Annotated in this window: 23 protein-coding genes and 1 pseudogene; 11 read left to right on the top strand and 13 right to left on the bottom strand. The window is 67.6% G+C overall.

Annotated features, from left to right (window positions below; translation table 11 throughout):
• Nucleotides 1-59 precede the first annotated feature (59 nt).
• Genes RAM80_RS28820 through RAM80_RS28810 form a run of 3 tightly spaced genes read left to right on the top strand, consistent with a single transcriptional unit; the run spans nucleotide 60 to nucleotide 3,035 of the window.
• On the top strand, nucleotides 60-842 hold the full coding sequence (locus RAM80_RS28820) for an endonuclease/exonuclease/phosphatase family protein (protein WP_416423771.1): 783 nt from the start codon (nucleotides 60-62) through the stop codon (nucleotides 840-842).
• Nucleotides 839-2,068 carry a cardiolipin synthase ClsB gene (gene clsB / locus RAM80_RS28815; RefSeq protein ID WP_416423770.1) on the top strand — a complete coding sequence of 410 codons (1,230 nt, stop codon included), beginning with the start codon at nucleotides 839-841 and terminating at the stop codon, nucleotides 2,066-2,068. Before RAM80_RS28820 ends, clsB begins: the two co-directional genes overlap by 4 nt.
• The gene (locus RAM80_RS28810) at nucleotides 2,061-3,035 is read left to right on the top strand and encodes a lysylphosphatidylglycerol synthase domain-containing protein (protein WP_416423769.1); all 975 of its coding nucleotides are present in this window, start codon (nucleotides 2,061-2,063) and stop codon (nucleotides 3,033-3,035) included. The genes clsB and RAM80_RS28810 overlap by 8 nt, the downstream gene beginning before the upstream one ends.
• Here the strand turns inward: RAM80_RS28810 and RAM80_RS28805 are convergent.
• From RAM80_RS28805 to RAM80_RS28790, 4 genes are all read right to left on the bottom strand, one after another.
• Entirely contained in the window at nucleotides 2,986-5,031 is a 2,046-nt protein-coding gene (locus tag RAM80_RS28805; protein WP_416423768.1) for an ATP-binding protein, read from the bottom strand. The genes RAM80_RS28810 and RAM80_RS28805 overlap by 50 nt on opposite strands.
• A gap of 55 nt (nucleotides 5,032-5,086) precedes the next feature.
• Nucleotides 5,087-5,764 carry a response regulator gene (locus RAM80_RS28800; RefSeq protein WP_416423767.1) on the bottom strand — a complete coding sequence of 226 codons (678 nt, stop codon included), beginning with the start codon at nucleotides 5,762-5,764 and terminating at the stop codon, nucleotides 5,087-5,089.
• Nucleotides 5,761-7,143, bottom strand: coding sequence for an ATP-binding protein (locus tag RAM80_RS28795; protein WP_416423766.1), 1,383 nt, complete (start codon nucleotides 7,141-7,143; stop codon nucleotides 5,761-5,763). Before RAM80_RS28795 ends, RAM80_RS28800 begins: the two co-directional genes overlap by 4 nt.
• Before the next feature lie 216 nt (nucleotides 7,144-7,359).
• Complete coding sequence (locus tag RAM80_RS28790) at nucleotides 7,360-8,412, bottom strand: NAD(P)-dependent alcohol dehydrogenase (RefSeq protein ID WP_416423765.1); 1,053 nt, start codon at nucleotides 8,410-8,412, stop codon at nucleotides 7,360-7,362.
• 183 nt (nucleotides 8,413-8,595) lie between these two features.
• On the opposite strand from RAM80_RS28790, the gene RAM80_RS28785 reads away from it, so the two are divergent.
• Together RAM80_RS28785 and RAM80_RS28780 are read left to right on the top strand one after the other, a co-directional pair.
• Nucleotides 8,596-9,498, top strand: a complete 903-nt coding sequence (locus RAM80_RS28785; RefSeq protein WP_416423764.1) for an AraC family transcriptional regulator N-terminal domain-containing protein — start codon at nucleotides 8,596-8,598, stop codon at nucleotides 9,496-9,498.
• Between the two features lie 121 nt (nucleotides 9,499-9,619).
• Nucleotides 9,620-10,405, top strand: coding sequence for a CSS-motif domain-containing protein (locus RAM80_RS28780; RefSeq protein WP_416423763.1), 786 nt, complete (start codon nucleotides 9,620-9,622; stop codon nucleotides 10,403-10,405).
• A 122-nt stretch (nucleotides 10,406-10,527) separates the two neighbouring features.
• Here RAM80_RS28780 and hppD read toward each other — a convergent pair whose 3' ends face one another.
• On the bottom strand, nucleotides 10,528-11,604 hold the full coding sequence (gene hppD / locus RAM80_RS28775) for a 4-hydroxyphenylpyruvate dioxygenase (protein ID WP_416423762.1): 1,077 nt from the start codon (nucleotides 11,602-11,604) through the stop codon (nucleotides 10,528-10,530).
• Nucleotides 11,605-11,933: 329 nt separating this feature from the next.
• On the opposite strand from hppD, the gene RAM80_RS28770 reads away from it, so the two are divergent.
• From RAM80_RS28770 to RAM80_RS28760, 3 genes are all read left to right on the top strand, one after another.
• Nucleotides 11,934-12,758, top strand: a complete 825-nt coding sequence (locus RAM80_RS28770) for an HDOD domain-containing protein (protein WP_416423761.1) — start codon at nucleotides 11,934-11,936, stop codon at nucleotides 12,756-12,758.
• A 178-nt stretch (nucleotides 12,759-12,936) separates the two neighbouring features.
• Entirely contained in the window at nucleotides 12,937-13,248 is a 312-nt protein-coding gene (locus tag RAM80_RS28765) for an RcnB family protein (RefSeq protein WP_416423760.1), read from the top strand.
• Between the two features lie 312 nt (nucleotides 13,249-13,560).
• Nucleotides 13,561-14,490 (top strand): AEC family transporter, encoded by a 930-nt coding sequence (locus RAM80_RS28760; RefSeq protein ID WP_416423759.1) that lies wholly within the window; start codon nucleotides 13,561-13,563, stop codon nucleotides 14,488-14,490.
• Between the two features lie 4 nt (nucleotides 14,491-14,494).
• On the opposite strand, the gene RAM80_RS28755 is transcribed toward RAM80_RS28760, so the two are convergent.
• Nucleotides 14,495-15,340 (bottom strand): SDR family oxidoreductase, encoded by an 846-nt coding sequence (locus RAM80_RS28755; protein ID WP_416423758.1) that lies wholly within the window; start codon nucleotides 15,338-15,340, stop codon nucleotides 14,495-14,497.
• Between the two features lie 89 nt (nucleotides 15,341-15,429).
• Between RAM80_RS28755 and RAM80_RS28750 the strand changes: the two genes are divergently transcribed.
• Nucleotides 15,430-15,810, top strand: coding sequence for a winged helix-turn-helix transcriptional regulator (locus RAM80_RS28750; RefSeq protein WP_416423757.1), 381 nt, complete (start codon nucleotides 15,430-15,432; stop codon nucleotides 15,808-15,810).
• A gap of 109 nt (nucleotides 15,811-15,919) precedes the next feature.
• Here the strand turns inward: RAM80_RS28750 and RAM80_RS28745 are convergent, their stop codons facing one another.
• Nucleotides 15,920-16,648, bottom strand: a complete 729-nt coding sequence (locus RAM80_RS28745) for a methyl-accepting chemotaxis protein (RefSeq protein ID WP_416427585.1) — start codon at nucleotides 16,646-16,648, stop codon at nucleotides 15,920-15,922.
• A 126-nt stretch (nucleotides 16,649-16,774) separates the two neighbouring features.
• Nucleotides 16,775-17,545, bottom strand: a pseudogene (locus RAM80_RS28740) (MCP four helix bundle domain-containing protein); the annotation flags it as partial.
• 224 nt (nucleotides 17,546-17,769) lie between these two features.
• On the opposite strand from RAM80_RS28740, the gene RAM80_RS28735 reads away from it, so the two are divergent.
• Nucleotides 17,770-19,350, top strand: a complete 1,581-nt coding sequence (locus tag RAM80_RS28735; RefSeq protein ID WP_416423756.1) for an aldehyde dehydrogenase (NADP(+)) — start codon at nucleotides 17,770-17,772, stop codon at nucleotides 19,348-19,350.
• A gap of 78 nt (nucleotides 19,351-19,428) precedes the next feature.
• On the opposite strand, the gene RAM80_RS28730 is transcribed toward RAM80_RS28735, so the two are convergent.
• The 5 genes from RAM80_RS28730 to RAM80_RS28710 are packed head-to-tail and all read right to left on the bottom strand — an operon-like array spanning nucleotide 19,429 to nucleotide 24,192.
• Nucleotides 19,429-20,211, bottom strand: coding sequence for a sugar phosphate isomerase/epimerase family protein (locus RAM80_RS28730; RefSeq protein ID WP_416427584.1), 783 nt, complete (start codon nucleotides 20,209-20,211; stop codon nucleotides 19,429-19,431).
• Nucleotides 20,208-20,948, bottom strand: coding sequence for an SDR family NAD(P)-dependent oxidoreductase (locus tag RAM80_RS28725; RefSeq protein ID WP_416423755.1), 741 nt, complete (start codon nucleotides 20,946-20,948; stop codon nucleotides 20,208-20,210). The genes RAM80_RS28730 and RAM80_RS28725 overlap by 4 nt, the downstream gene beginning before the upstream one ends.
• A gap of 13 nt (nucleotides 20,949-20,961) precedes the next feature.
• Nucleotides 20,962-22,290, bottom strand: a complete 1,329-nt coding sequence (locus RAM80_RS28720; protein WP_416423754.1) for an MFS transporter — start codon at nucleotides 22,288-22,290, stop codon at nucleotides 20,962-20,964.
• A 55-nt stretch (nucleotides 22,291-22,345) separates the two neighbouring features.
• The gene (locus RAM80_RS28715) at nucleotides 22,346-23,173 is read right to left on the bottom strand and encodes an amidohydrolase family protein (protein WP_416423753.1); all 828 of its coding nucleotides are present in this window, start codon (nucleotides 23,171-23,173) and stop codon (nucleotides 22,346-22,348) included.
• Entirely contained in the window at nucleotides 23,170-24,192 is a 1,023-nt protein-coding gene (locus tag RAM80_RS28710) for a Gfo/Idh/MocA family protein (RefSeq protein WP_416423752.1), read from the bottom strand. The genes RAM80_RS28715 and RAM80_RS28710 overlap by 4 nt, the downstream gene beginning before the upstream one ends.
• Nucleotides 24,193-24,291: 99 nt before the next feature.
• On the opposite strand from RAM80_RS28710, the gene RAM80_RS28705 reads away from it, so the two are divergent.
• Entirely contained in the window at nucleotides 24,292-25,245 is a 954-nt protein-coding gene (locus RAM80_RS28705; RefSeq protein ID WP_416423751.1) for a LysR family transcriptional regulator, read from the top strand.
• The last annotated feature ends 27 nt before the right edge of the window (nucleotides 25,246-25,272 follow it).

Genomic DNA, 25,272 nt, shown 5'->3' with positions numbered 1-25,272 from the left:
ACTTTGCCCGCCCCCCCGAGTCGGTATTGAATACCCAGCCGCGCAAGGACGGTCACGCCATGCTCACGCCCCAACCCCGGCCATTCGCCGAGGCGGCCGCCACGGTGCGCACCCTGCGGCTGCTAACGGTCAACACCCACAAGGGCTTCAGCGCGCTGAACCGTACCTTCGTGCTGCCCGAGCTGCGCGAGGCGGTGCGGGCGGTGTCGGCCGACGTGGTGTTCCTGCAGGAGGTGCTGGGCATGCACCGCCTGCACGGCCAGCGGTTCGACAACTGGTCGGACGTGCCGCAGTACGAGTTCCTCGCCGACAGCATGTGGCCGGTGTTCGCCTATGGCCGCAACGCGGTGTACCCGGACGGCGAGCACGGCAACGCGCTGCTGTCGAAATTCCCGATCCTGAGCCATGACAACCACGACATCAGCGTCAACGGCGCCGAGCAGCGCGGGCTGCTGCACTCGGTGCTGGCCGTGCCAGGGCACCGCGAGGTGCACACGGTGTGCGTGCACCTGGGCCTGGGTGAACGCCAGCGCCAGCGCCAGTTGCAACTGTTGGCGCAGCTGCTGGACGCGCTACCCATCGACGCCCCGGTGATCGTCGCCGGCGACTTCAACGACTGGCGCAAGCGCGCCGACGCGGTGCTGGCCGAGTGCGGCCTGCACGAGGTGTTCGCCCAAGCCTACGGCGCCCCGGCCCGTACGTTCCCGGCGCGCCTGCCGCTGCTGTGCCTGGACCGTGTGTACCTGCGCAACGCCACCGCCCTGACCCCCAAGGTGCTGGCGCGCAAGCCCTGGTCGCACCTGTCCGACCATGTGCCCCTGGCCGTGGAGGTGCGCCTGTGAACCGCTCGTGGCGCGATGACAACGCCGTGCAGCTGCTGATCAACGGCGAGGCGTTCTTCGACAGTGTGCTGCAGGCCATCGCCGCGGCGCGCGAAGAGGTGCTGATCGAGACCTTCATCCTGTTCGAGGACGAAGTGGGCCGGCCCTTGCAGTTGGCGCTGATCAGCGCCGCCCACCGCGGCGTGCGCGTGGAGGTGCTGGTGGACGGCTACGGCACCGCCGACCTCAGCAGCCGCTTCCTGCGCGAACTGGTGGAGGCCGGCGTGCACCTGCAGGCTTTCGACCCGCGGCCCAAGGTGCTGGGCCTGCGCACCAACCTGTTCCGCCGCCTGCACCGCAAGATCGTGGTGGTGGACGGCGAGACCGCCTTCATCGGCGGCATCAACTACAGCGCCGACCACCTGCTGCAGTCCGGGCCCATGGCCAAGCAGGACTACGCGGTGAAGGTGCAGGGGCCGATCGTCGCCGACCTGCACCAGGCCACCCTCACCCTGCTCGACGAGACCAGCCGCGTGCGGCGCCAGGCCCGGCCCTGGCTGACGCCGCGCCAGCGCATCGAGGCCGACAGCGGCACCGCGCGCATGCTGTTGCTGATCCGCGACAACCAGGCCCACCGCGATGACATCGAGCACCAGTACCTGCTGGGCATCCGCCGCGCGCAGCAGCGCATCATCATCGCCAACGCCTATTTCTTCCCCGGCTACCGCCTGCTGCGCGAGTTGCGCAACGCCGCGCGCCGGGGCGTGGCGGTAACCCTGATTCTGCAGGGCATGCCCGACATGCCGCTGGTGCGCCTGTGCTCGCGGCTGCTGTACAACTACCTGCTGCGCGACGGCGTGCAGATTCGCGAATACACCCAGCGGCCGCTGCACGGCAAGGTCGCGGTGATCGACCAGACGTGGGCCACGGTGGGCTCCAGCAACCTCGACCCGCTGAGCCTGTCGCTGAACCTGGAAGCCAACGTGGTGATCGACGACGCCACGTTCAATCAGGTGCTACATGACCACCTGGCCGAGCTGGCCAGCCAGCATTGCAAGACGGTGACCCTGCAGCGGGTGCTGCGCGGCTACTGGTGGCGGGCGCCGCTGATTTTCCTGAGCTTCCACTTTCTGCGGCATTTCCCGGCCATCGTCGGCATGTTCCCGGCCCACTCGCCGAAGCTGGCCCCCTTGGGGCCGGTACTCAAGGAACCGGTGGAGAGCGCCGAGGCCAAGGCTTATGAGTAGCCACCCACGCCTGTGGAAATGGCTGCGCCGGGGCGTCAACGTGCTGTTCCTGGTGCTGGTGCCCGTGCTGCTGGTGATGCTGCTGCGCAACATGGACTGGCAGGAGGTGGGCCACGCCCTGCGCGCCTACCCCTGGCCGTTGCTGGCCGCGGGCGCCGGCATCGCCCTGCTGAGCTACGGCGTGTTCGCCAGCTACGACCTGCTGTCGCGGCGCTACACCGGGCACCGCCTGCCCGCGCGCCAGGTGCTGCCGCTGGCGTTCGTCTGCTACGCGTTCAACCTCAACCTCAGCTCGTGGGTGGGCGGCATCGCCCTGCGCTATCGCCTGTATGGCAAGCTGGGGCTGGACGTGCCGACCATCACCAAAATCCTCAGCCTGGGGCTGGTCACCAACTGGCTGGGCTATTTGCTGCTGGGCGGCGTGGTGTTCGCCGCCGGCCTGCCGCCGCTGCCCGACAGCGTGAAGATGGGCCAGGACGGCCTGCGCCTGATCGGCGTCGCCATGCTGCTGGCCGGCGCCGCGTACCTGCTGGCCTGCGCCTTTGCCACGCGCCGCACCTGGCATGTCCGCCAGCAGGCCATCACCCTCCCCGGCGTGCGCCTGGCGCTGGCGCAGGCGCTGCTGGGGGCACTGAACTGGTCGCTGATGGCGGCGTTGATCTACCTGCTGCTGCCGGCCAAGGTCGGCTACCCGACGGTGCTGGCGATCCTGCTGATCAGCAGCATTGCCGGGGTCATCACCCACATTCCCGCCGGGCTGGGGGTGCTGGAAGCGGTGTTCATGAGCCTGCTGCAGGGCCAGTACTCCAAGGGCACGCTGCTGGCGGCGCTGCTGGGCTACCGCGCGCTGTACTTCCTGCTGCCGCTGCTGATTGCCTGCGTGGCCTACCTGTGGCTGGAACGCCGGGCCAGGGCGGTCACGCGTCCAGCACCGCCCGCACCCGCTCGCTCAGGGCCTGCAAGGTGAACGGCTTGACCAGCAGGTGCATGCCCGGCTCCAACTGCGCCCGGGTCATCACCGCCTGCTCGGCGTAGCCGGTGATGAACAGCACCTTCAGCCCCGGGCGGATGCGCGCGGCGGCGTCCGCCACCTGGCGGCCGTTGAGGCCACCGGGCAGGCCGACGTCGGTGATCAACAGGTCCACCTCGCCGGTCATCTGCAACAGCGCCAGGCCGGCCACGCCGTCGGCGGCCTGCAGTACTTCGTAGCCCATCTCCTCCAGTTGCTCGGCCACCAGGGTACGCAAGGTGGCCTCGTCGTCGATCAGCACCACGGTCTCGCCCAGCCGCGCCGGGCGCGCCACCGGGCTGGCGCAAGGGTCGCTGGCCTGCTGCGCGGCGCCCAGGTGGCGCGGCAGGTACAGGCGCACCGCGGTGCCCTCGCCCAGGGTCGATTCGATGCGCACGCGCCCGCCCGACTGGCGGGCGAAGCCGTAGACCATCGACAGCCCCAGGCCGGTGCCCTGGCCGATGGGCTTGGTGGTGAAGAACGGATCGAAGGCCCGGGCGATGACTTCGGGAGGCATACCGGTGCCGCTGTCGATCACGCTGAGGCACAGGTACTGGCCGGCGGGCAGATCGTCGTCGCTGCGCGCCGGCAGCGACTGCTCATGATGGTGCACCTGCAGCACCAGGTGGCCGCCGTCGGGCATGGCGTCGCGGGCGTTGATGCACAGGTTCAGCACGGTGCTTTCCAGCTGGTTGGGGTCCACCAGCACGGTCCACGGCGCCAGCTGCGGCTGCCAGTCGAGCACCACGGTGGGGCCCAGGGTCTGGCGGATCAGGTCGCGCAGGCCGTCCACCAGCAGCACGACGTCGGTGGGGCGCGGGTCGAGGGTCTGGCGGCGGGCGAAGGCCAGCAGCCGGTGGGTCAAGGTGGCCGCGCGGTTGGCGGCGCCGTGGGCGGCGTCCAGGTAGCGGTCCAATTCACCGAAGCGGCCCTGGTCGATGCGCCGCCGTAGCAGCTCCAGGCTGCCGGTGATACCGGTCAGCAGGTTGTTGAAGTCGTGGGCCAGGCCACCGGTCAGTTGGCCCACGGCTTCCATTTTCTGGCTGTGGCGCAGCAGCTCTTCGGCCTGGCGCAGGGCCTCGGTGCGCTCGCGCTCGACAGTGATATCGCGGCCCACGGCGTTGAAGAAGCCGTCGCCGGGCACCGCCGCCCAGTTGATCCAGCGGTAGCCGCCGTGGCTGTGGCGCAGGCGACAGTCGAGGTCGTGCACCGATTCGCCGCGGGCCAGCTGCGCGGCGGCGGCCAGCACGGTGGCGCGGTCATCTTCATGCACCAGGTCGAGCACGCTGCTGCCGCGCAGCTGGCACTCGTTCCAGCCCAGCACCTGCTCCCAGGCCGGGTTCAGGGCTACCACCTGCAGGTCCTGGCGGGTCACCAGAATGATGTCCGAGGACAGCTGCCACAGGCGGTTGCGGTCGGCGGTGCGTTCGGCCACCTGGCGCTCGAAGCTGTCGGCCAGCTCCTTGGTGCGGCGCTGGGCGATGATGGTGTCGGTGGTCTCCATCACCGTGTCGAGAAAGCCCATGACCTGGCCCTGCTCGTCGCGCACCGGGCTGTAGGAGAAGGTGAACCAGGCGGGCTCGGGGTAGCCGCGGCGGTTGATCACCAGGGGCAGGTCCTGGTTGAAGGTGGGTTCGCCGGCCAGGGCGCGGTCGGCGATGGCGCGAACCTGGGGCCACACTTCGCCCCACACCTCGCTGAACGGCCGGCCCAGGGGCGCGGGCTTGTCACCGAGGATCGGCACGAAGGCGTCGTTGTGGATGGCGATCAGCTGCGGGCCCCAGGCCAGGCAGGCCGGGAAGGCGTTGGACAGCACCAGCTCCACGGCCATGCGCAGCGCCAGCGGCCAGTCGTCCATGGGCCCCAGGGGCGTGGCGCTCCAGTCGAAGCGGCGCACTTCGTCGCTCATCACGCCGGTGGTGGCGGGAAAAACACCCAGCGATACTTCCTGCATCGGCTGAACCTTCAATGGCTGAGCCCGACAGGATAGCCCCTGGGTGCCGGGGCGGCTACCACTCCAGCTTGTAGCCCACGCCGTAGATCGACTGGATCGGCTCCTGGCCCGGCGCCGCCTGCTCCAGCTTGCGCCGCAGGTTCTTGACGTGACTGTCCACGGTGCGGTCGGTGACCACGCGGTGGTCGCTGTACAGGCGGTCGATCAGCTGGTCGCGCGAATACACCCGCCCCGGGTGCTCGTTCAGCGCCTTGAGCAGGCGGAACTCCACGGGCGTGAGGTCCAGTTCCACCTGGTTGAAGCGCGCCTTCCAGGTGCTTTCGTCCAGCTGCAGGCCGGCGTCGCTGGCCGCGCGCGGCCGCCGGCGGAGGATGGCGCGCACCCGGGCCACCACTTCACGGGGGCTGAAGGGCTTGCAGATGTAGTCGTCGGCGCCCACGTCCAGGCCCAGCAGGCGGTCCACCTCCTCCACCCGCGCGGTGATCATCACCACCGGCACGTCGCTGAAGGCGCGCAGCTGGCGGCACACCGCCACGCCGTCCTGGCCGGGCAGCATCAGGTCCAGCAGGATCAGGTCGGGCATGGCCGCGCGCACTGCGGGCAGCACCTGCAGGCCGTCGCCGATGCATTGCACCTGGTGGCCGGCGGCGCTCAGGTAGTCGCGCAGCAGCGCCGCCAGCTTGGGTTCGTCTTCTACTACGAGGACGTGTGCGGGTAGGTCTTCGATGCTCATGCTTGCTCCAGGGGCAACACGATGGCCAACCACAGCCCGCCCATGGGCGAAGGCTGCGCAGTTAGCGTACCACCGTGGGCCTCGACGATGGCGTGGCAGATGGCCAGGCCCAGGCCGGCGCCGCCGCTGGCGCGGTTGCGCGAGGCTTCGCCGCGGTAGAAACGCTCGAACAGGCGTGGCAGGAATTCAGGGCTGACGCCGGGGGCGGTGTCCATGAAGTCGATGTGCACCCGGCCGCCTTCGGCGATGGCACTGACCCGCAGCTGGCCGCCGGCCTGGGTGTAGCGCAGGCTGTTTTCCAGCAGGTTGTTGAACAGCTGCTGCAGGCGGCCTTCGTCGCCCAGCACCTGGATGGGCCCGCGATGGGCCTGCAGGTCCAGGCGAATGTCATGGCTGGCGAAGCGCTCGCGGAAGATGGCGGCGCACTGGCCCAGGGCGTCGACCACGTCCATGGAGTGCTTGCGGTAGGACAGCGCGCCGACGTCGGCCAGGGACAGCTCGTAGAGGTCGTTGATCAGCTTGCCGAGCATGCCCACCTCTGCCAGCAAGGACTGCAGCGATTCGCCGTCGAGCTTGCGCACGCCGTCTTCCAGCGCTTCCAGCTCGCCACGCAGCACCGACAGCGGCGTGCGCAGTTCGTGGGAGACGTCGGCCATGAATTCGCGGCGCATGCGCTCGTTGCGCTCCAGGGTCAGGGCCAGTTGGTTGAAGTCGCGGGCCAGCAGGCCGACCTCGTCGTCGCTGTCCACCGCCACCCGCTCGCTGTAGGTGCCCGCGGCCAGCCGGTGGGTGGCGGCGGCCACCTGGCGCACCGGGCCCAGCAGGCGCCGCGACACCCACCAGACAATCAAGGCGGCGAGCATCAGCGCGACCATGGCGACGATCAGGCTGGAGGCGATCTGCTGGCGCATGAAGCGCTCGCCGCCGGCCTCGGTGACGCTTTGCAGCGGCGTGGTGGCCAGCCAGCCGACGGTCTTGCCAGCGACCACCACAGGCACGCGCAGGGCGTCGTCGCTGACGTCGTCGAAACCCATCACGCGCTGGTTGTCGGTGTCCAGCAGGGTGATGCGGAACACTGCACCGGTCAGGTCGGAGGTGGGGGTGAAGCGCACCACGTCGTCGGCAGTCGGCGCGTCGGGGCGCACCAGCTGGAACCAGGCGTGGGGCTGGTTGCGCAGAAAGTCCCAGCTGCCGTGCTCGCGGTAGGCCTGCACGAAGCGTGGCTGGGCGTCGCGGGTGCGCTGCTCGGCCAGTTCGTTGATATAGCCAAGGAACCCGCGGGTAAAGCTGAAGCCGTTGGCGAAGGCCATGGCCAGCACCACCAGGATCATGGTGGTCATCAGGGCCAGGAACAGTTTGGTGGACAGGCGGGTTTTCATCGGGCGGGCACACGGGAGTCGCTGGAGCCGTGTATTTAAGGCGCGCCGGGGGGATGGGTGCAAGGGTTGCGAGGGAAAGTTCGCATTTGCTGCACATTTTCCACACCACGCCGTAGCCGCTGCCGCAGGCTGCGCTGGCCCTTGCGTACGCTGAAGATCTTCAGTGCATGCGAGGGCCAGCGCAGCCTGGCGGCAGCGGCTACGGGGTGCGGTGCATCAGGCCTTCAGGGTGGCCATGTCGATGACGAAACGGTACTTCACATCACCCACGATCATGCGCTCGAACGCTTCGTTGATGTTGCGGATGTCGAGCATCTCGATGTCACAGGTGATGCCGTGCTCGGCGCAGAAGTCCAGCACTTCCTGGGTCTCGGCGATGCCGCCGATCAGCGAGCCGGCCAGCACGCGGCGTTGCAGCACCAGGTTGGCGGCGTGCAGCGGCGGCGACACCGGCTCGATCAGGCCCACCAGGATGTGCACGCCGTCGAAGGTCAGGGTCTGCAGGTAGGGGTTGAGGTCGTGCTGCACCGGGATGGTGTCCAGCAGGAAGTCGAAACGCCCGGCGGCAGCGGCCATCTGCGCCTCATCGGTGGAGACGATGACGTGGTCGGCGCCCTGCTTGCGTGCCTCGGCGGCCTTGCTGGCGGAACGGGTGAACACGGTCACTTCGGCGCCCAGGGCCTTGGCGAACTTGATGCCCATGTGGCCCAGGCCACCCATGCCCAGGATGCCGACCTTGTGGCCAGCGCCCACGCCGTGGTGCTTGAGCGGCGAGTAGGTGGTGATGCCGGCGCACAGGATCGGCGCGGCAGCAGCCAGGTCCATGCCCTCGGGAATGCGCACCACGAACTCTTCACGCACCACGATGTGGTCGGAGTAGCCGCCCATGGTGTTGGTGCCGTCGATGCGGTCCGGGGTGGCGTAGGTCATGGTCGGGCCGGCCTGGCAGTACTGCTCCAGGTCCTTGCGGCAGGCCGCGCACTGCTGGCACGAGTCGACCATGCAGCCCACGCCCACCAGGTCGCCGACCTTGTAGTTGCGCACGGCCGGGCCCACGGCGGTGACCTTGCCGACGATTTCGTGGCCAGGCATCAGCGGGTACACGGCAATGCCCCACTCGTTGCGGGCCTGGTGCAGGTCGGAGTGGCACACGCCGCAGTACAGGATATCGATGCTGACGTCGTTGGCGCGCGGGTCGCGGCGTTCGAAGGCCAGTGGCGCCAGGGGCGTGGTGGGGGTAAGTGCGGCGTAACCCAGAGCTTTAGACATGCGGTACCTCTTTTGCGATAACAGGGCACAAGCCCTTAAAGCGGCGGCATTGTCCGGATTCAGGCGCCCCGGGGCCATGGGTGATCCTGCGCGATGCATGCCTATTCCTCCGGGAGCCCCCGCAGGCGGGCAAAAATTTGCGATCATGGCACCCTGACTGTCATCACCATTGCGGAACCCTTCATGTCACCCACCTGCCACCTGGACGCCAATGCCCGTCTGGTGTCCCTGCTCCAGCCCCTGGCCCACTGCGACGGCTTCCTGCCCACGGCCATCGACGGCCTGCGCGTGGTCAGTTCCCACGGCAACGCCGCCCGTTGCCCACAGATCTACGACCCCAGCCTGATGATCATTGCCCAGGGCAGCAAGATCGCCTACCTGGGCGAGCGTGCGCTGGAGTACGGCGCCGGCCACTACCTGGTGCAGGCGCTGCCGGTGCCGTTCCAGTACGAGACCTTCGCCACCGAGCAATTGCCGCTGCTGGGCGTGAGCATTCCCATCGACCGCCTGGTGCTGGGTGAGCTGGTGCTGGCCATGGGGCCAGCCGAGCATCAGGTGCAGACGCCCTCCTCGATGGTCAGCGCCGAGCTGGACGAGGACATGCGCTGCGCCGTGGAACGCCTGCTGGAGTGCCTGCACGACCCGCAAGCCTGCCGCATCCTGGGCCAGTCGCGCCTGCGCGAGGTGCTGTTCGCCGCCCTGCGCGGGCCCCAGGGCGGGGTGCTGCGCGCGCTGGTGGAGCAACAGGGGCAGTTCGCGCGCATTGCCGGCGCCCTGACCTGGCTGCACAGCCATTTCGATCAACCGCTGCAGGTCGATGAACTGGCGCGCCGGGCCAATATGAGCGCCTCGACCTTCCACGAGCATTTCAAGCGCGCCACCATGGCCTCGCCCATCCAGTACCTCAAGCAGCTGCGGCTGATCAAGGCACGCTCGATGCTGGTGGCCGAAGGCATGAGCGTCAGCCAGGTGGCGCACCGCGTGGGCTACCAGAGCAGTTCGCAGTTCAGCCGCGAGTACAAGCGCTACTTCGCTCGCAGCCCGGCCCAGGAACGCCTGCCGCGCGCCGAGGCGCTGGCCAATTGAAACGGCCCACCGGGCGCTGCGTGAAGTCCCACGCCACGCTGCGATAGCGGCCACAAAAACGCCGGGCACGCGCCCTTATGCTGGCGGGATGATCCTCCTCCCCCGACACAAGGACGTGCCCATGAAAGCCTTTCCCCTCCCCTCGGCGCGCGTGCGCGCGCTGCTCGTCGCCGGGCTTATCGGCTTGCTGCCGGTGCTCAGCGGCATGCTGGTGCTGCGCTGGCAGGTGACCCGCACCTTCGAATTCCAGGCCCAGCATGTGGCTGGCGAAGCCGTGCGCCAGCTGGACAGCATGATCGACCAGGCCGCCCAGAGCGCCCAACGCCTGATGCCACTGGCGGGCAAGCCCTGCAACGCCGCGGTGATCCAGGCGATCCTGCAGGAAGTCACCATCGAGCCCTACGTGCGCTCGGCCAACCTGGTGCGCAACCACGACGCCTACTGCAGCTCGTTCTACGGCGCCTACAAGCGGGCGGTGGAGCCTGGCGAATACTTCAACCGTCACCTGCTGTTGCGCGCCAGCAACCCGGTGACCCCGAACGAGGCATCGCTGGTGTACCGGCTGTACGAACACCCGCGGGGCGTGCGTACGGTGATCGACGGCCGCACGCTGGCCGAGGCGCTGCGGCTGATCCAGGGCGACACAGTGCTGATCATGCAGGTAGGCAACGCGTTCCTGTGGGGCGACAGCAGCATCCAGGATGGCGAGATTCCCGACCACCAGGCGCATCACACCTCGCAGGTGTCGGAACGCCATGGCTACCGGGTGCACAGCGGGTTCTCGCCGGAGAAGGCCTGGGAGCTGTGGAGGATACAGGGACTGTCGACCCTGGGCGGGTTGTTGTTGCTGGGGGTGCTGACCGGCGGCGTGTGCCATTGGCTGTTGCGCCGCCAGCAGCGTCCGTAGCAGCGGCCAAAGGCCGCGTCCGCGTATACCGCAGATCGGCGGTGGGGCCGGACGCAGCCTGCGGCAGCTGCTACGCACATCACCCGGCCCAAGGCTGGGTCCGCGTGCACCGTGGATCGGGGTTATTCGGTGCTTAACACGCCGCGCTCGATCTGGTCGCGCTCGATGGATTCGAACAGCGCCTTGAAGTTGCCCTCGCCGAAGCCGTCGTCGCCCTTGCGCTGGATGAACTCGAAGAACACCGGGCCCATCAGGGTCTGCGAGAAGATCTGCAGCAGCAGGCGCTGGTCACCCGGCTGCGACGAGCCGTCCAGCAGGATACCGCGCGCCTGCAACTCGCCCACCGGCTCGCCGTGGCCGGGCAAGCGGCCCTCGAGCATCTGGTAGTAGGTGTCGGGCGGCGCGGTCATGAAGCGCATGCCAATGGCCTTCAACGCGTCCCAGGTCTGCACCAGGTCGTCGGTGAGGAACGCCACGTGCTGGATGCCCTCGCCGTTGAACTGCATGAGGAACTCCTCGATCTGCCCGGCGCCCTTGGACGATTCCTCGTTCAGCGGGATGCGGATCAGGCCGTCGGGCGCGGTCATGGCCTTGGAGGTCAGGCCGGTGTATTCACCCTTGATGTCGAAGTAGCGGATCTCGCGGAAGTTGAACAGCTTCTCGTAGAACCCGGCCCAGTAGGCCATGCGCCCGCGGTAGACGTTGTGGGTCAGGTGGTCGATGACCTTGAGGCCCGCGCCCACGGGGTGGCGGTCCACGCCCGGCAGCCAGTTGAAGTCGATGTCGTAGATGGAGCTGCCCTCGCCGAAGCGGTCGATCAGGTACAGCGGCGCGCCGCCGATGCCCTTGATGGCCGGCAGGCGCAGCTCCATGGGCCCGGTGGCGATCTCGATGGGCTGGGCGCCCAGTTCCAGGGCGCGGGCGTAGGCCTTGTGGGCGTTGGCCACGCGGAAAGCCATGCCGCACACCGACGGCCCGTGCTCGGCGGCAAAGTACGACGCCAGGCTGTGCGGCTCGTTGTTGAGGATCAGGTTGATGCTGCCCTGGCGGTACAGGTGCACGTCCTTGGAGCGGTGCTCGGCCACCTTGGTGAAGCCCATGATCTGGAAGATCGGCTCAAGGGTGCCAGGGGTGGGCGAGGCGAATTCGATGAACTCGAAGCCCATGAGGCCCATGGGGTTGTCGTAGAGATCGGCCATGATGTGTTTCCTCGTGCAGGCAGTGCGCTAAAAACGAAAGAGGGTGTCGTTCGGTCAGGCACGTGCACGGGGTGGCGCGCAGGAGATGCCCCGCACGCTGCGGGCGAGAAAATCACCAAAAATCAATTTGAACCCGAGTCGCTTCATGTGGACCCATTCCCCGCCGGTTTATTCTTATATGCGTAACTTGATTCTACAACGCGTAATTCGATTTGTCCCGCCCTGGTTTCCCGGTCGGGGTAACAGCACATTGCGTCGGGATTTGCCGGGCAAGCCGGCAAAAATTGCCTATGGTTGAATCTACCCGCGTCCACAACAGGTGTCATGCCATGGAAATCGAAACGCTATTCGCCGATCTGCACAGCCTGCCCAGCATTCCCAAGGTGGCGCAAGACCTGATCCAGCAGTTCGACAGCCCCTCAACCAGCCTCGAAAGCGTGGCCCGCAATATCGAGAAAGACCCGGTGATCGCCGCCAAGATCCTGCGCCTGGCAAACTCCGCGCGCTTTCGCGGCGCCCGTGAGTCGGCTAGCATCGAGGACGCCGCGCTGCGCCTGGGCTTCAACACCCTGCGCACCCTGGTGCTGGCCTCGGCCGTGACCGGTGCCTTCAAGGCCAGCGCCAACTTCGACCTCAAGGGCTTCTGGCTCAAGAGCTTCCAGGTGGCCGGCATCTGCCGCCTGCTGGCCAAGCAGGCCGGGCTGGACGCCGAGACCGCGTTTACCTGCGGGGTGATGCACAACATCGGCGAGCTGCTGATCCAGACCGGCGCGCCCATGGTGGCGGCGCAGATCAACCACGCCCACAAGGCCGGCAACGCCGGCCGCGCGGCCAGCGAAACCCTGCACCTGGGCTTTGGCTACCCCGAGGTGGGTGCCGAGTTGGCGCGGCGCTGGCAGCTGCCGGTGAGCATCCAGCACGCCATCGCCTACCAGGCCCGTCCCGTGCAGGCCCCGCCACCCGCCGAGCTGCCACGCGTGGTGGCCCAGGCCATCGCCATCTCCGACGCCCTGCAGGCCAGCGGCGGCGACACCGACGACGCCCGCGAGGCCGTGGACGGCCCGCTGCTGGAGGGCCTGGACCTGGACGCGCTGTTCAGCGCCCTGCCGGCGGTGCTGGAAGCTGACAAGGCGTTTGCCGAGTTGTTGACCTGAGGGGCCCTGTGGGAGCGGGCTCTGCCCGCGAAAGCCACACTGCGGGGAAACAGTCCGACCGCAGTGGTCTTTTCGCGGGTAGAACCCGCTCCCACAAAGGCGTCCGCCGGCAAAAAAGGAATGTTTCGGCGCCCCCGGGGTCAGAGGTTGTGACGACCTCAATCACCGGGAGTACAGGATGAAAATCACGACATGGACCGCGATGGCGGTCGTGGTGGCAAGTCTGAGTGGCGTGGCGGGGCTGACCCAGGCGGCGCAACCCGCGGAGCCGGCGGTGCAGATACCCGGCACCGACACCGGCCAGTTCAAGGTCGGCGACAAGATCCCCGACCACTTCCGCCGCGATTCCGAAGAGGTGAAGAACTGGCAGGCCCACGGCCTGTCGGCCCCCGACGAGGACAAGAGCCACTGGGTGCGGGTGAACGACAAATACGTGCTGGTGCAGTTGAGCAACAGCGTCATCGAGAAAATCGTGCCGGTGAAAAAATAAGCCCCTGCGGGGGCTTTTTCGCAGGCAACAAAAAACCCGCCGAGGCGGGTTTTCTTCAAGACCATCCAACTCCTTGTCGGCAGCCCTCCGGGCCAATGGTCGATCTTCCCTGATCCCGCTGCACTCCTGTGCAGCAGTTGATGGATCCAAGTCTACGCAGGGTGAGAATTTTCCCATAGAGGAGATTCCCGCCGGCCCGTGTAAGCATTCTCCTACACGCTGTACGCCAGCCCCGGCAAGAAAGATTGGACGCTAACGATTCACTTCCTTAACCTTGCCAGCCTGTCCGGCACTCCAAGGTTTCCGCTGCTCATGTCTTCTGTGTTGAATGTCCTGTTGCCCATTTTCGCGCTGATCCTGGTGGGCTATGTCTGCCGCCGCACCAACCGCCTGGGCCCCACCGCTGCCTCGGAGATCAACCGCATGGTGGTGTGGCTGTGCCTGCCGGCGCTGTTGTTCACCTCCACCGCCACGGCCACCTGGGAGCAGATCTGGCACCCCGGCTTCGTCGCCACCTTCACCCTGGGTACCCTGGCGATGTTCGTGCTGACCCTGGCGCTGCGCTGGAAGAAAGCCGGGCACTTCGCCGACGCCAGCATCGACGCCCTCAGCGCGTCCTACGCCAACACCGGCTACATCGGCATTCCCCTGTGCGTGATGGTGCTGGGCGGCAGCGGCCTGGAGCCGGCGCTGATCGCCTCGCTGCTGGTGGTCTGCGTGCTGTTCGGCCTGGCCCTGGTGTGCATCGAGATTGGCCTGCAGAGCGAAGCCCAGGTGCACCGCATTGTCTTGAAAGTGCTGGTGGCGCTGGCCAAGAACCCGCTGGTGGTGTCGCCGATCCTCGGCGCCTGCTGGGCCATGACCGGCGCGCCGCTGCCGGCGCCGGCGAGCAAGTTCCTGAGCCTGCTGGGCGCGGCCACCACGCCCTGCGCGCTGATTTCCCTGGGGCTGTTCCTGGCGCAGAAACAGCAAGGTCCCCGCCAGGGGACCTCGCTGCTGGTGCTGATCAAGCTGGTGGGCCACCCCTTGCTGACCTGGTTCCTGGCCTACAAGGTGTTCCACCTGCCGCCGCTGTGGGCGCATTCGGCGCTGCTGCTCAGCGCCCTGCCCACCGGCACCGGGCCGTTCATGCTGGCCGAGTACTACAAGCGCGAGGCCTCGGTGGTGTCCAGCACCATCCTGATCTCGACCCTCGGTTCGCTGCTGACCCTGTCGATCTGCCTCTACGTCATCAACAACTGACGCCTCAGCCCTTCAGGGCGACCGCCACCGCCTCGGCCACCGGGGTGGTGGGCCGGCCGATCAGGCCGCTCAGCACTTTGCTGTCATCGAACAGCGCGCCCTTGGCCGCCGCCGCGTCGGAGTTGGCCAGCAGGTCAGCGATCGGCTCGGGCAGGCCCACCTGCACCAGGACGGCCTTGTAGTCGGCCTCCGGCAAGTTGTTGTAGGGCACGTTTTTACCGGCCTGGCGCGACACCTCGGCAGCCAGCTCGGCCAGGGTGTAGCTGCTGTCGCCAGCCAGTTCGTAGGTCTTGCCCACGTGGCCTTCGCTGGTCAGCACCACGGCGGCGGCCTCAGCGTAGTCGGCGCGTGCAGCGGAGGCGATGCGCCCTTCCCCGGCGGCGCCCAGCAGGGCGTCATGGGCCACGGCGGCCGGCACGCCGGCGCTGTAGTTCTCGTTGTACCAGCCGTTGCGCAGCAGCACATGGGGCACGCCGCTGGCGGCCAGCGCCTGTTCGGTCTGCTGGTGTTCGGCGGCCAGGCCCAGGGCCGAGCCGGTGGCGTGCAGCACGCTGGTGTAGGCCACCAGCTTGACGCCGGCCTGCTTGGCGGCGTTGATGACGGCCTGGTGCTGGGCGGCGCGCTTGCCCAGTTCGCTGGACGAAATCAGCAGCAGCTTGTCCACGCCCTGCAGGCCTACCACCATGGCTTCGGGCTGGTCGTAGTTGAATTCACGCACGGCCACGCCCAGGTCGCCGGCCTTTTCCGGGTGACGGGCCAGGGCGATGATTTGGTCGGCGGGCACGCGCTTGAGCAGCGCAGCGATAACCAGACGACCCAGCTGACCGGTGGCACCAGTGATTGCGATCATGAAGATTTACCTTGGCAAGTGATGAAAGAGCGATCACCCTATAGCCTAAGCTAACGAAAAGTAAGTACGCACAAAAAGGTAAGTATGAAATGAGCGATTCATTCTCCGCCCAGGCGCGCCGGGGCGAATTGATGGACGCCAACTGCCCCTCGCGCGACGTGCTCAAGCATGTCACCAGCCGCTGGGGGGTGTTGGTGCTGGTGATTCTGGCGGGCGGCATGCACCGCTTCAGCGACTTGCGGCGCAAGATCGGCGGGGTCAGCGAGAAGATGCTGGCGCAGACGCTGCAAGGCCTGGAAGGCGACGGGCTGGTGCTGCGCACCTCGCTGCCGGTGGTGCCGCCCCATGTGGAATACCGCCTGACGCCCTGGGGCGAGGAAGCGGCCGCCTTGGTGGGCGGCCTGGCGGACTGGATCGAGCGCACCTTGCCGCAGATCATGGCGCACCGGGCGGCGGCCGAAATCGAGTAGGGCCCCGTGTAGCCGCTGCCGCCAGGCTGCGCTGGCCCTCACGTACACCACACATCTGCGGCGTGGCTGCCGGCCAGCGCAGCCTGCGGCAGCGGCTACGGGGCGAACCTCAGAACTTGAACCGCGACACCAGCCCGTCGAGGTTGCCGGCCAGCTGCGCCAGGTCGCGGGTGGCTTCGCGGGACTGCTCGGCGCCCTCGGCGGCGCGGCTGGCGAAGTCGCGGATGTTGAGCAGGTTGCTGTCCACCTCGCGGGCCACCTGGGCCTGTTCCTCGGTGGCGCTGGCGATCACCAGGTTGCGCTCCATGATCTGCTCCATGGCCTGGGTGATGCCCTGCAACGCCTGGGCGGCGCCATCGGCGATGCCCAGGGTGGCGTCGGCGCGCTGGGCGCTGGTGTGCATGGCCTGCAGCGCCAGGTCGGAGCCGCTGCGCATGCCCTGCACCATGGTTTCGATCTCCAGCGTCGACTGCTGGGTGCGGTGGGCCAGGGCCCGCACTTCGTCGGCGACCACGGCAAAACCACGCCCCGATTCACCGGCGCGCGCCGCCTCGATGGCCGCGTTCAGCGCCAGCAGGTTGGTCTGCCCGGCGATGGCGCCGATCACGTCCAGCACCGTGCCGATGGCCTGGGAGCGCTCGGCCAGGGCGCTGACCTGGGCCGCGGTGGCCTGCAGGTCGCTGCGCAGTTGTTCGATGCTGGCGCGGGTGTCGGCGACCTGCCCCTGACCCTGGCGCGCCACCTGGTTGCAGTCGCGGGTCGAGTCGGACGTGGACACCGCATGGCTGGCCACCTCGTCCACCGCCGCGCTCAGCTGGGTAACGGCGGTGGCGGCCATGTTCACTTCTTCGCTTTGCCGGTGCATGCCGTCGCTGCCGGCCTCCGAGGCCTGGCGCAGGGCGTGCAGGGAAGATGCCAGGGCGCTGGCGCTGGTGGAGATTTCACCCAGGGTCTGGCGCAATTGCTGCTGCATGGCCGCCAGCGCGGTCAGCAGGCGCCCGGCCTCGTCGCTGCCGTCGGCCTTGATCGGCTGGCTGAGGTCGCCGCCGGCAATGCGCTCGGCCGCGGCCAGGGCGGCGTTCAGCGGGATGACGATGCTGCGGGTGAGGATCAGCGCCAGGCTGATGGTGGCCAGCGCCGCCAGGCCGATGAACACCAGGATCACCGTGCGCGACCGCGCGTACTGCTCGGCCGAGCCCTGGGTTTCGTTGCCGATGCCGGCGCTGTAGTAGTCGGCCAGCTCATTGAGCTGGCTGCCGGAGTCATCCACCAGCGGCTTCATGTCCACCAGCAGCAGCTTCAACAGGCCGGCGCGGTCGCCCTGCCCAGCCAACACGAACGAGCGTTGCAGGGCGCTGTTGTAGCCGTTGAGCGACTGCTCGAAGCGGGCAAAGATCGCCTGCTCCTGGGGCGTGTTCACCCGTGGTCGGTAGCCCTGCAGTTTCGCCTGCAGGTCGTTGAGGCGGGTGTCCATCTGGCTGCGGTAGCTGATGATGCTGGTGGGGTCGGTGTCCAGCGCCATGCGCAGGGAGATGGTGCGGATGCGCAGCATGATTTCGCGGATGTCACTGACCGCCCGCAGGCTGGGCACCCAGTCGTTTTCAGTGGCCACCTGGCCCTGGCGAATATTGGCCATCTGCCCCAGGGCAAAGAACCCCAGCAGGGCCACCAGGGCGGCGATCAGGGAGAAGCCGGTCAAGGCGCGGGGGGCAACACCGATGTTTCTTATTAGCATGAACGTGTCCCGAGGCAGGTGAGTAATGGCCAGTGGCCAAATCCTGCCTAGTTATCGTACATCACAGTGCAATCTGTAGCCCTGAACGCAAATATTCTCCGATGGAATACCCGTCTTTACTCACGGACCTGCGATTGCACAAGCCTCATCATGGTTGTACGATGTCCGTCAACATCAAGCCGTTAGTGCTTTCTCAGAACAATCTGAAGAACCAGGAGATCACGATGTCCACCCTTCTCGGCCACAACTTCATTGCCGGCAGCCGCAGCGCCCAGGGCAGCAAGCGCCTGCAGAGCCTGGACGCCACCACCGGCGAGGCCCTGCCGTTCGAATTCATCCAGGCCACCGAAGCCGAAGTCGACGCCGCCTGCCTGGCCGCCGACAGCGCCTTCGCCGAATTCCGCCACCTGAGCCCGGCCCGTCGCGCCGAATTCCTCGAGGCCATCGCCGACGAAATCGACGCCCTGGGCGACGACTTCGTGGCCATCGTCTGCCGCGAAACCGCCCTGCCCGCCGCCCGCATCCAGGGTGAGCGTGGCCGTACCAGCGGGCAGATGCGCCTGTTCGCCAAGGTGCTGCGCCGCGGCGACTTCCTCGGCGCGCGCATCGACCTGGCCCTGCCCGACCGCAAGCCGCTGCCACGCGTGGACCTGCGCCAATACCGCATCGGCGTAGGCCCGGTGGCCGTGTTCGGCGCCAGCAACTTCCCGCTGGCCTTCAGCACCGCCGGTGGCGACACCGCCGCCGCGCTGGCATCCGGTTGCCCGGTGGTGTTCAAGGCCCACAGCGGCCACATGGCCACCGCTGACCAGGTGGGCTGCGCGATCATCCGCGCCGCCGAGAAGACCGGCATGCCCAAGGGCGTGTTCAACATGATCTTCGGCGGCGGCGTGGGCGAGTGGTTGGTCAAGCACCCGGCCATCCAGGCCGTGGGCTTCACCGGTTCGCTGAGCGGCGGCAACGCCCTGTGCAAGATGGCCGCCGAGCGCCCGCAGCCGATTCCGGTGTTCGCCGAGATGTCGAGCATCAACCCGGTGGTCTTGTTGCCCGAAGCCCTGGCCAGCCGCGGCGAGACCGTGGCCAAGGACCTGGCTGCCTCGGTGGTGATGGGCTGCGGCCAGTTCTGCACCAACCCGGGCCTGGTGATCGGCGTCAGCTCGCCAGCCTTCACCGCGTTCCTGGGCCAGCTGCAAACGCAGATGGCCGCCCAGGCGCCGCAGACCATGCTCAACGCCGGCGGCCTGCGCAGCTACAGCCAGGGCCTTGCGCACTTGCTGGCCCACCCGGGTGTCACCCACCTGGCTGGTGAGGCCCAGTCGGGCAACCAGGCGCGGCCGCAGCTGTTCAAGGCTGACGTGTCGCTGCTGCTGGAAGGTGATGAACTGCTGCAGGAAGAAGTGTTCGGCCCGGCCACCATCGTCATCGAGGCCAAGGACGATGCCCAGCTGAAAGCGGCCCTGCAGGGCCTGCGCGGCCAGTTGACGGCCACGCTGATCGGCGAGTCCGCCGACCTGGTCGCCTACCAGTGGCTGGTGCCGCTGCTGGAGCAGAAGGTCGGGCGCATCCTGGTCAACGGCTACCCCACTGGCGTGGAAGTGTGCGAAGCCATGGTACATGGCGGCCCGTACCCGGCCACCTCCGACTCCCGCGGCACCTCGGTGGGCACCCTGGCCATCGACCGTTTCCTGCGCCCGGTGTGCTACCAGAACTACCCGCAGGAGCTGCTGCCTGAAGCACTGCGCAACAGCAACCCGCTGGGCCTCAAGCGCCTGGTGAACGGCGAGTGGAGCGACGCCGCGCTGTAGCGCAAAACCCCGTAGCAGCTGCCGAAGGCTGCGTCCGCGGCCCACCTGAAGGGCCGGTGACGCGGCCTTTGGCCGCTGCTACAGGGGTCGCAATTGTGTTGCGGTTTGATAGGCCAAGGCCAGACGCGCCTGGCTTTCCAACGCCCCATAGGGCATCTCCACACTCACCTGCACATCCTTCGGCAACGCCGCCAGCAACCCGGCCAGCGGCAATTGGCCCTGCCCGAGTGGCAGGCGCCCTTCCCGTGCTTCAGTGATGATCAGCGCTTCCGGCGGCGCCAACAACGGCGCGTCGCACAACTGCACCGCACGCAGCCAGCGCGGGTCGACATCGGCCAGCATTGCCACGTCCCCTCCACTGCGGAACAGGTGCAACGCATCCACCAGGATGCCGCCGTTGGCCTGCCCTGCCCCTTCCACGATCTGCCGCGCCTGGGCCAGGTTGCCCACCGCGCGCCAGCGCATGAACTCCAGGTCCACCCGCAGGCCGAAATCCACCGCCAGCTCGCACAGGTGCGCGTAGTGGTCGGTCAGGCGCGAAAACTGCGGGTCATCGCCGGACACCGTCAAGCTGACCGCGCCCAGGTCGGCACCGGCTTCCAGCAGCGGCAGGCAGGCCGCCACGTCGACGTCGGGGGTCAGTTCGACGAACTCGATGTCGCTGACAGCCATGCCTTCGGTGTCCAGCAGCACCTTCAGGGCCTGCCGCGCCGCGGCGTCCAGCGGGTAGCACAAGCCACCGGCCGTGGCCGGGTGCAGGCGCAGGCCCACGGCAGAAAAACCAGCCCCCGCGGCCTGGCGAACCAGGTCGGCGGGGGCCAGTTGCAGCGCGGTCAGGTGAGCCACGCCAAGGGCCATCAGTAGGTGGCCCTGCCGCCGCTGAGGTCAAACACGAAGCCGGTGGTGAAGCTGCACTCGGGGCCGGCGATCCAGGTCACCATGTTGGCGATTTCCTCGATCTGCAGGAAGCGCCCCATGGGGATCTTGGCCTTGCTGGCGGCGATGTGCTCGGCGGTCATTTCGGCCATCAGGCCGGTTTCCACCATGGCCGGGGCAATGCAGTTGAGCAGCACGCCGTCCTGGGCCAGTTCCTTGGCCGCCGACTTGGTGAAGGCAATGACGCCGGCCTTGGCCGCCGAATACGCCGAGATGTACTGCACGCCGTCCTTGCCGGCCATGGAGGCGACGTTGACGATGCGCCCGTACTTGCGTTCACGCATGTGCGGGATGGCGGTGCGGCAGCAATAGAACACGCCGGTCAGGTCGATGGCCAGCACCTGGTCCCAGGCCTCCACCGGGTAGTTCCAGCTTTCCACCACCGGGCCGTTGATGCCGGCGTTGTTGACCAGAATGTCGACGCGGCCCAGCTGCGCCACCACCTCGGCGAAGGCGGCTTCCACCGACGCCAGCGACGCCACGTTCACCGACTGGCGCAGGGCCGGGGTGAAGCCGTTGGCGCTGGTGTCCCAGTTGTCGACGTTGAGGTCCCAGATCACGATGTTGGCGCCCGCCTGGCGCAGGCGCTTGGCGATGCCCAGGCCGATGCCGCGCATGCCGCCGGTGATGATGGCCGTCTGGCCTTCCAGGTGTTGACTCATGAAAACGCTCCTTTCAAAGGTTCGGGATATCGGGCAGACGCTTGAGGTCTTGCACCATGAACAGGTAGCAGGCGGCGCCGAACAGCGTCACCAGCGAGATAAAGGCCATGGCCCAGACGAACGAGCCGGTCAGGGTCACGATGATGCCGATCACCAGCGGGATGACGATGCCGGCGGCGTTGGCAAACAGGTTGAACAGGCCGCCGCTCAGGCCGATCAGGCCCTTGGGGGCGATGTCGGAGACAATCATCCAGGCCAGCGACGACATGCCCTGGGCGAAATAGGCCACGCACAGGATGGCGATCACCAGGGCGTCGGAGGCCACGTAGTTGGCCAGCACGATCACCGAGGCCATCAGCAGGCCGGTGATCACCGGCAGCTTGCGCGCCACGTTCAGGGAAATGCCGCGGCGCAGCATGGCGTCCGACAGCCAGCCGCCGAACAGCGTGCCCACCGAGGCGGCAATGAACGGCAGCACCGCCACCCAGCCCACTTTCAGCCACGGCATGTGGCGCTCGGTGACCAGGTAGGTGGGGAACCAGGTGAGGAAGAACACGTTGGTGGAGTTGCAGGCGAACTGGCCCAGGCAGATGCCCAGCATGTTGCGTTGCTTGAGCAGTGCCGGAATCTGCGACCAGGCAAAGCGCGTGGCCTTCTGGCTGCCGTCCACCACGCCACCGCCCTCGGCGATGTAGTCCAGTTCGGCCTGGTTGGCCTGGGTCGACTCGTGGGGCTCATGGAATTTGCGCCACCACACCAGCCCGTACAGCACGCCCACGGCGCCCACCGACATCAGCATGAAGCGCCAGCCGTAGGCGTGCAGCACCCAGAACAGCAACGGCGTGAGGAACGCCAGGCCGCAGTACTCGGCCAGGGTGTAGATGCTGGTGGCCCGCGCCCGCTCGCTCTGCGGGAACCAGATGGCGACCACGCGGCTGTTGGTGGGGAAGCACGGCGCTTCGGTGGCGCCGATCAGCAGGCGGATGCCCAGCAGCGAGGCGAAGCCGGTGGCCAGGCCCTGCAGGCCGGTGAACAGCGACCACAGGGTCAGCGCCAGCCAGTAGGTGAGCTTGGTGCCCAGGCGGTCCAGGAGGATGCCGCCAGGAATCTGCGCGGCGGCGTAGGTCCAGGAGAACGCCGAGAAAATCAGGCCCATCATGGCCGCGTTCAGGCCCAGGTCAGCGCTGATGCTGGGGGCAGCGATGCCCATCACGCTGCGGTCCAGGTAATTGATCAGGGTGCCCCCGGCGATCAACCCCAGGATCATGAAGCGGGTGCGGCTGCGCGCGGCCACGGCGGGGGCGGCGTACGCGGGAAGTTCAAGTTTGCTGTCGACACTCATGGCGGGTACCTCATCTTGTTTTTGTTAGTGCACAGGCATCCTTGCCGCCGGCAAATCAGCAGAACCCGAACAGGCGCCGCGGCGTCTCCCACATCACGGTGCGGCGCACGGCCACGTCGGGCATGAACTGCTCGGCCAGCTTCAGCAGCGGGCCGTAGTCGACGCGTTGCTGCATGCGCAGGAACGGCCAGTCCGACCCCCACACACAGTTATCCGCGCCGAAGGTTTCCAGCAGCGCCTGCACATAGCCCACGGTGTCCTCGAACACCGTGTCCATGGGCGCGAACTTCTGCATGCCGGAGATCTTCACCGTGGCCCGCCCGCGCTCGGCCAGGCGCAGCAGCGCCTGGAAGCCGGGCTGGTACAGGCCGTGCTCGATCTCGGGGCGGCCGCAGTGGTCGATCAGCAGGCGCACGTCGCTCTGGTCAATCAGTTCCAGCAATTGCACCAATTGGTCGCCCACCGTCTGGATCTGCGCGAACATGCCCAGCTCAGCCAGCTTGGGCAGCAGCGCCTCGGCGCCGGCCATCACCGTCAGGCCCTCGGTGGCCGGGTTGAAGGCCACGCCCACCACGCCCTTGGCCTGGTAGCTGGCCAGGGCCTCAAGGCTGATGTCGTGGTCGACCACCACCACGCCCTTGTAGCGCCCCTGCCCTGCGGCCAGCGCCGACAGCAGCAGGCGGTTGTCGCCGCGGTAGCCGCTGGTGGGCTGCACCAGCAGCGCGTGCTGCACGCCGTAGGCGTCCAGCACCCGGTCGAACTGGTTGAGGGTGCCGATCTCCTGCCCGGCGGGGCGGTAGATCGTGTTGGCCAGGTAAGGGAAATTGGCCGGGTCGAACAGGTGGTTGTGGCAGTCGATCTTCGGTTCGTCGTAGATGCTCATTGCACGGCCTCCCAGCCGCCGCTGCGCTGCGAGGCAAACAGCGCTTCAAGGGTACGCAGGGTCGCCAGGGCATCTTCGATGGGCCAGCTGGGCACGTCGTCGCCCAGCAGCTTGCGCGAGAAGCGTTCGATCTGCAGTTGGTAATGGTTCACCGGTTCAAAGCTCAACACTTCGCTGGGGAAGGCGCCGACGCTCAGGTGGTCGCCGATCTGCAGGTGGCAGGCGCTGGGCCGCGCGTGGGCGCAGGGGAAATCGAAATTCACCCAGCCGGTGGCGCCCAGCACCGCCAGGCGCTGGTGCGTGCCCCAGCCGTCGGGCCCGGCCTGGGTCGCCACGGTGAGCGCGGCGTGGCAGTCGCCGTAGTCGAGCAAGGCGCTGGACAGCCGGTCGATGCCGAACACCGGGTCGTACTCCAGCGCCGCGATCACGCGTTTTGGCGAGCGCTTGAACACCAGGTTGCAGGCGCTGACCGCGTACACGCCCAGGTCATAGAGGGCGCCGCCACCGGCCGTGGGGTCGTTGCGGATGTCGGCCGGGTCGAGAAACTGCTTGGCCAGGGTGATGTGCGCGGCGCGCACCGCACCCAGGGTGCCTTGCACGCTGGCCTGCTCCAGCGCCGCCCACTGCGGGTGGTTGCGGAAGGCCAGGCCTTCCTCGATGTGCAGGCCGGTGCGGTCGCGCACCTGGCACAGCTGCTGCACCTGGGCAGCGCTCAGGCACAGGGGCTTCTCGCACAGCACGTGTTTGCCGGCTTCGAGGGCGCGTACCGCCCAGTCGAAATGCAGCTGGTTGGGCAACGGCACGTACACCGCGTCCACCGCCGGGTTGGCCAGCAGGTCATCGTAGCTTGCGTGCAGATGGGGAATATCGAAGCGTTCGGCCACCTCGCGGCCCTTGCTCGCGTCGCGGCTGGCCAGCGCCACCAGGCGGGCGCTGGGGGCCAGGAGCATGGCGGGCATGGTGCGTTCGGTGGCGATGTTGGCGGCGCCGAGCACGCCCCAGTGGATAGTCCTGGCCATGGCCGGTCACCCTTGTTGTTATGAATGGCGCCAGACTACAAAAATACCCCCGCGATGGCTCATACTCAGATGGCGCAAACCATAACCAAAGGTTAAGACATGCCCCTGCTCCCTGCCGAAGGCCCTGAACCGGGCAACATGGTCTTCAAGCTGCGCCACATGGAAGTGTTCCGCGCGGTGATGCTCACCGGCTCGATCAGCGGTGCGGCGAAGATGCTCTACGTCTCGCAGCCGGCGGTGAGCAAGCTGATCGCCTACGTCGAGAGCCGCCTGGCGCTGCGCCTGTTCGACCGCGTCAACAACCGCCTGGTGCCCACCAGCGAGGCCCAGGCGCTGTACCGCGAGGTGGAGCGCGTGTACCAGGCGGCGCTGTGGGTGAACGAGTGCGCGCAGTCCCTGGCCACCACGCCCAACCGCCAGCTACGGGTGTGCTGCAGTGCCTCGCTGTCCACGGTAGTGCTGCCCCATGCCCTGGCCGAGCTCAAGCGCCAGGTGCCGGCCATGCACATTGAATGGCGCACCATTCTGATGAGCGAGATGCCGGTGCAGATCCTCGGCAAGAAGGTCGACCTGTCGATCTCGGCGCTGCCGGTGGTGCATGACCACCTGTATTCGCTGCCGTTCATGCGCGGGCGCATGGTCTGCGTGCTGCCGCCGGGGCACGCGCTGGAAAGCCAGCCAGTGATCGACATGGCGCACCTGGCCCGCGAGCCGCTGCTGCTGTTCCGCCCCGACATCCCGTTCGGCAAGCTGATCAGCGACGCCATCGAGCGCAGCGGCGTGGCGCTGAACTCGTTCCTGGATTTCACCAACGCGCCGGAGGCGGTGGCGCTGGTGAAACAAGGGCTGGGGGTGACCATCATCGACGAGTTCGTGGCCCAGGACAGTGGCCTGGTGGTGAAGCCGCTGGCGGAAGAGATCGGCTTTGATATCAGCTTCGTGTTCTCGCGCTTCGACCCGCTGCCCGAGGCGGCGCGACGGATGATGCAGGTGCTGCTGGACCAGGCACAGCGCCTGGGGCGCCAGATCCCCGGCTTCAACTGGCCCGCCTGACGCCCACATTTTCATGTGGGAGCGGGC

It is taken from the genome of Pseudomonas sp. App30 (assembly GCF_047947025.1).
Lineage (GTDB): Bacteria > Pseudomonadota > Gammaproteobacteria > Pseudomonadales > Pseudomonadaceae > Aquipseudomonas.
Note: the sequence above shows the minus strand (reverse complement) of the source record. Positions and strands in the feature narration are given on the sequence as shown.

Bases quoted from the DNA above. Each gene is read 5' to 3' on its own strand.
- RAM80_RS28805 (WP_416423768.1), bottom strand. From the start codon at position 5,031: ATGCAGGAAGTATCGCTGGGTGTTTTTCCCGCCACCACCGGCGTGATG.
- RAM80_RS28745 (WP_416427585.1), bottom strand. From the start codon at position 16,648: ATGGCCGCCACCGCCGTTACCCAGCTGAGCGCGGCGGTGGACGAGGTG.
- hppD (WP_416423762.1), bottom strand. From the start codon at position 11,604: ATGGCCGATCTCTACGACAACCCCATGGGCCTCATGGGCTTCGAGTTC.
- RAM80_RS28790 (WP_416423765.1), bottom strand. From the start codon at position 8,412: ATGTCTAAAGCTCTGGGTTACGCCGCACTTACCCCCACCACGCCCCTG.
- RAM80_RS28785 (WP_416423764.1), top strand. From the start codon at position 8,596: ATGTCACCCACCTGCCACCTGGACGCCAATGCCCGTCTGGTGTCCCTG.
- RAM80_RS28770 (WP_416423761.1), top strand. From the start codon at position 11,934: ATGGAAATCGAAACGCTATTCGCCGATCTGCACAGCCTGCCCAGCATT.
- RAM80_RS28820 (WP_416423771.1), top strand. From the start codon at position 60: ATGCTCACGCCCCAACCCCGGCCATTCGCCGAGGCGGCCGCCACGGTG.
- RAM80_RS28735 (WP_416423756.1), top strand. From the start codon at position 17,770: ATGTCCACCCTTCTCGGCCACAACTTCATTGCCGGCAGCCGCAGCGCC.
- RAM80_RS28715 (WP_416423753.1), bottom strand. From the start codon at position 23,173: ATGAGCATCTACGACGAACCGAAGATCGACTGCCACAACCACCTGTTC.
- RAM80_RS28725 (WP_416423755.1), bottom strand. From the start codon at position 20,948: ATGAGTCAACACCTGGAAGGCCAGACGGCCATCATCACCGGCGGCATG.
- RAM80_RS28705 (WP_416423751.1), top strand. From the start codon at position 24,292: ATGCCCCTGCTCCCTGCCGAAGGCCCTGAACCGGGCAACATGGTCTTC.
- RAM80_RS28750 (WP_416423757.1), top strand. From the start codon at position 15,430: ATGAGCGATTCATTCTCCGCCCAGGCGCGCCGGGGCGAATTGATGGAC.
- RAM80_RS28795 (WP_416423766.1), bottom strand. From the start codon at position 7,143: ATGAAAACCCGCCTGTCCACCAAACTGTTCCTGGCCCTGATGACCACC.
- RAM80_RS28720 (WP_416423754.1), bottom strand. From the start codon at position 22,290: ATGAGTGTCGACAGCAAACTTGAACTTCCCGCGTACGCCGCCCCCGCC.
- RAM80_RS28780 (WP_416423763.1), top strand. From the start codon at position 9,620: ATGAAAGCCTTTCCCCTCCCCTCGGCGCGCGTGCGCGCGCTGCTCGTC.
- RAM80_RS28760 (WP_416423759.1), top strand. From the start codon at position 13,561: ATGTCTTCTGTGTTGAATGTCCTGTTGCCCATTTTCGCGCTGATCCTG.
- RAM80_RS28710 (WP_416423752.1), bottom strand. From the start codon at position 24,192: ATGGCCAGGACTATCCACTGGGGCGTGCTCGGCGCCGCCAACATCGCC.
- RAM80_RS28755 (WP_416423758.1), bottom strand. From the start codon at position 15,340: ATGATCGCAATCACTGGTGCCACCGGTCAGCTGGGTCGTCTGGTTATC.
- RAM80_RS28800 (WP_416423767.1), bottom strand. From the start codon at position 5,764: ATGAGCATCGAAGACCTACCCGCACACGTCCTCGTAGTAGAAGACGAA.
- RAM80_RS28810 (WP_416423769.1), top strand. From the start codon at position 2,061: ATGAGTAGCCACCCACGCCTGTGGAAATGGCTGCGCCGGGGCGTCAAC.
- RAM80_RS28765 (WP_416423760.1), top strand. From the start codon at position 12,937: ATGAAAATCACGACATGGACCGCGATGGCGGTCGTGGTGGCAAGTCTG.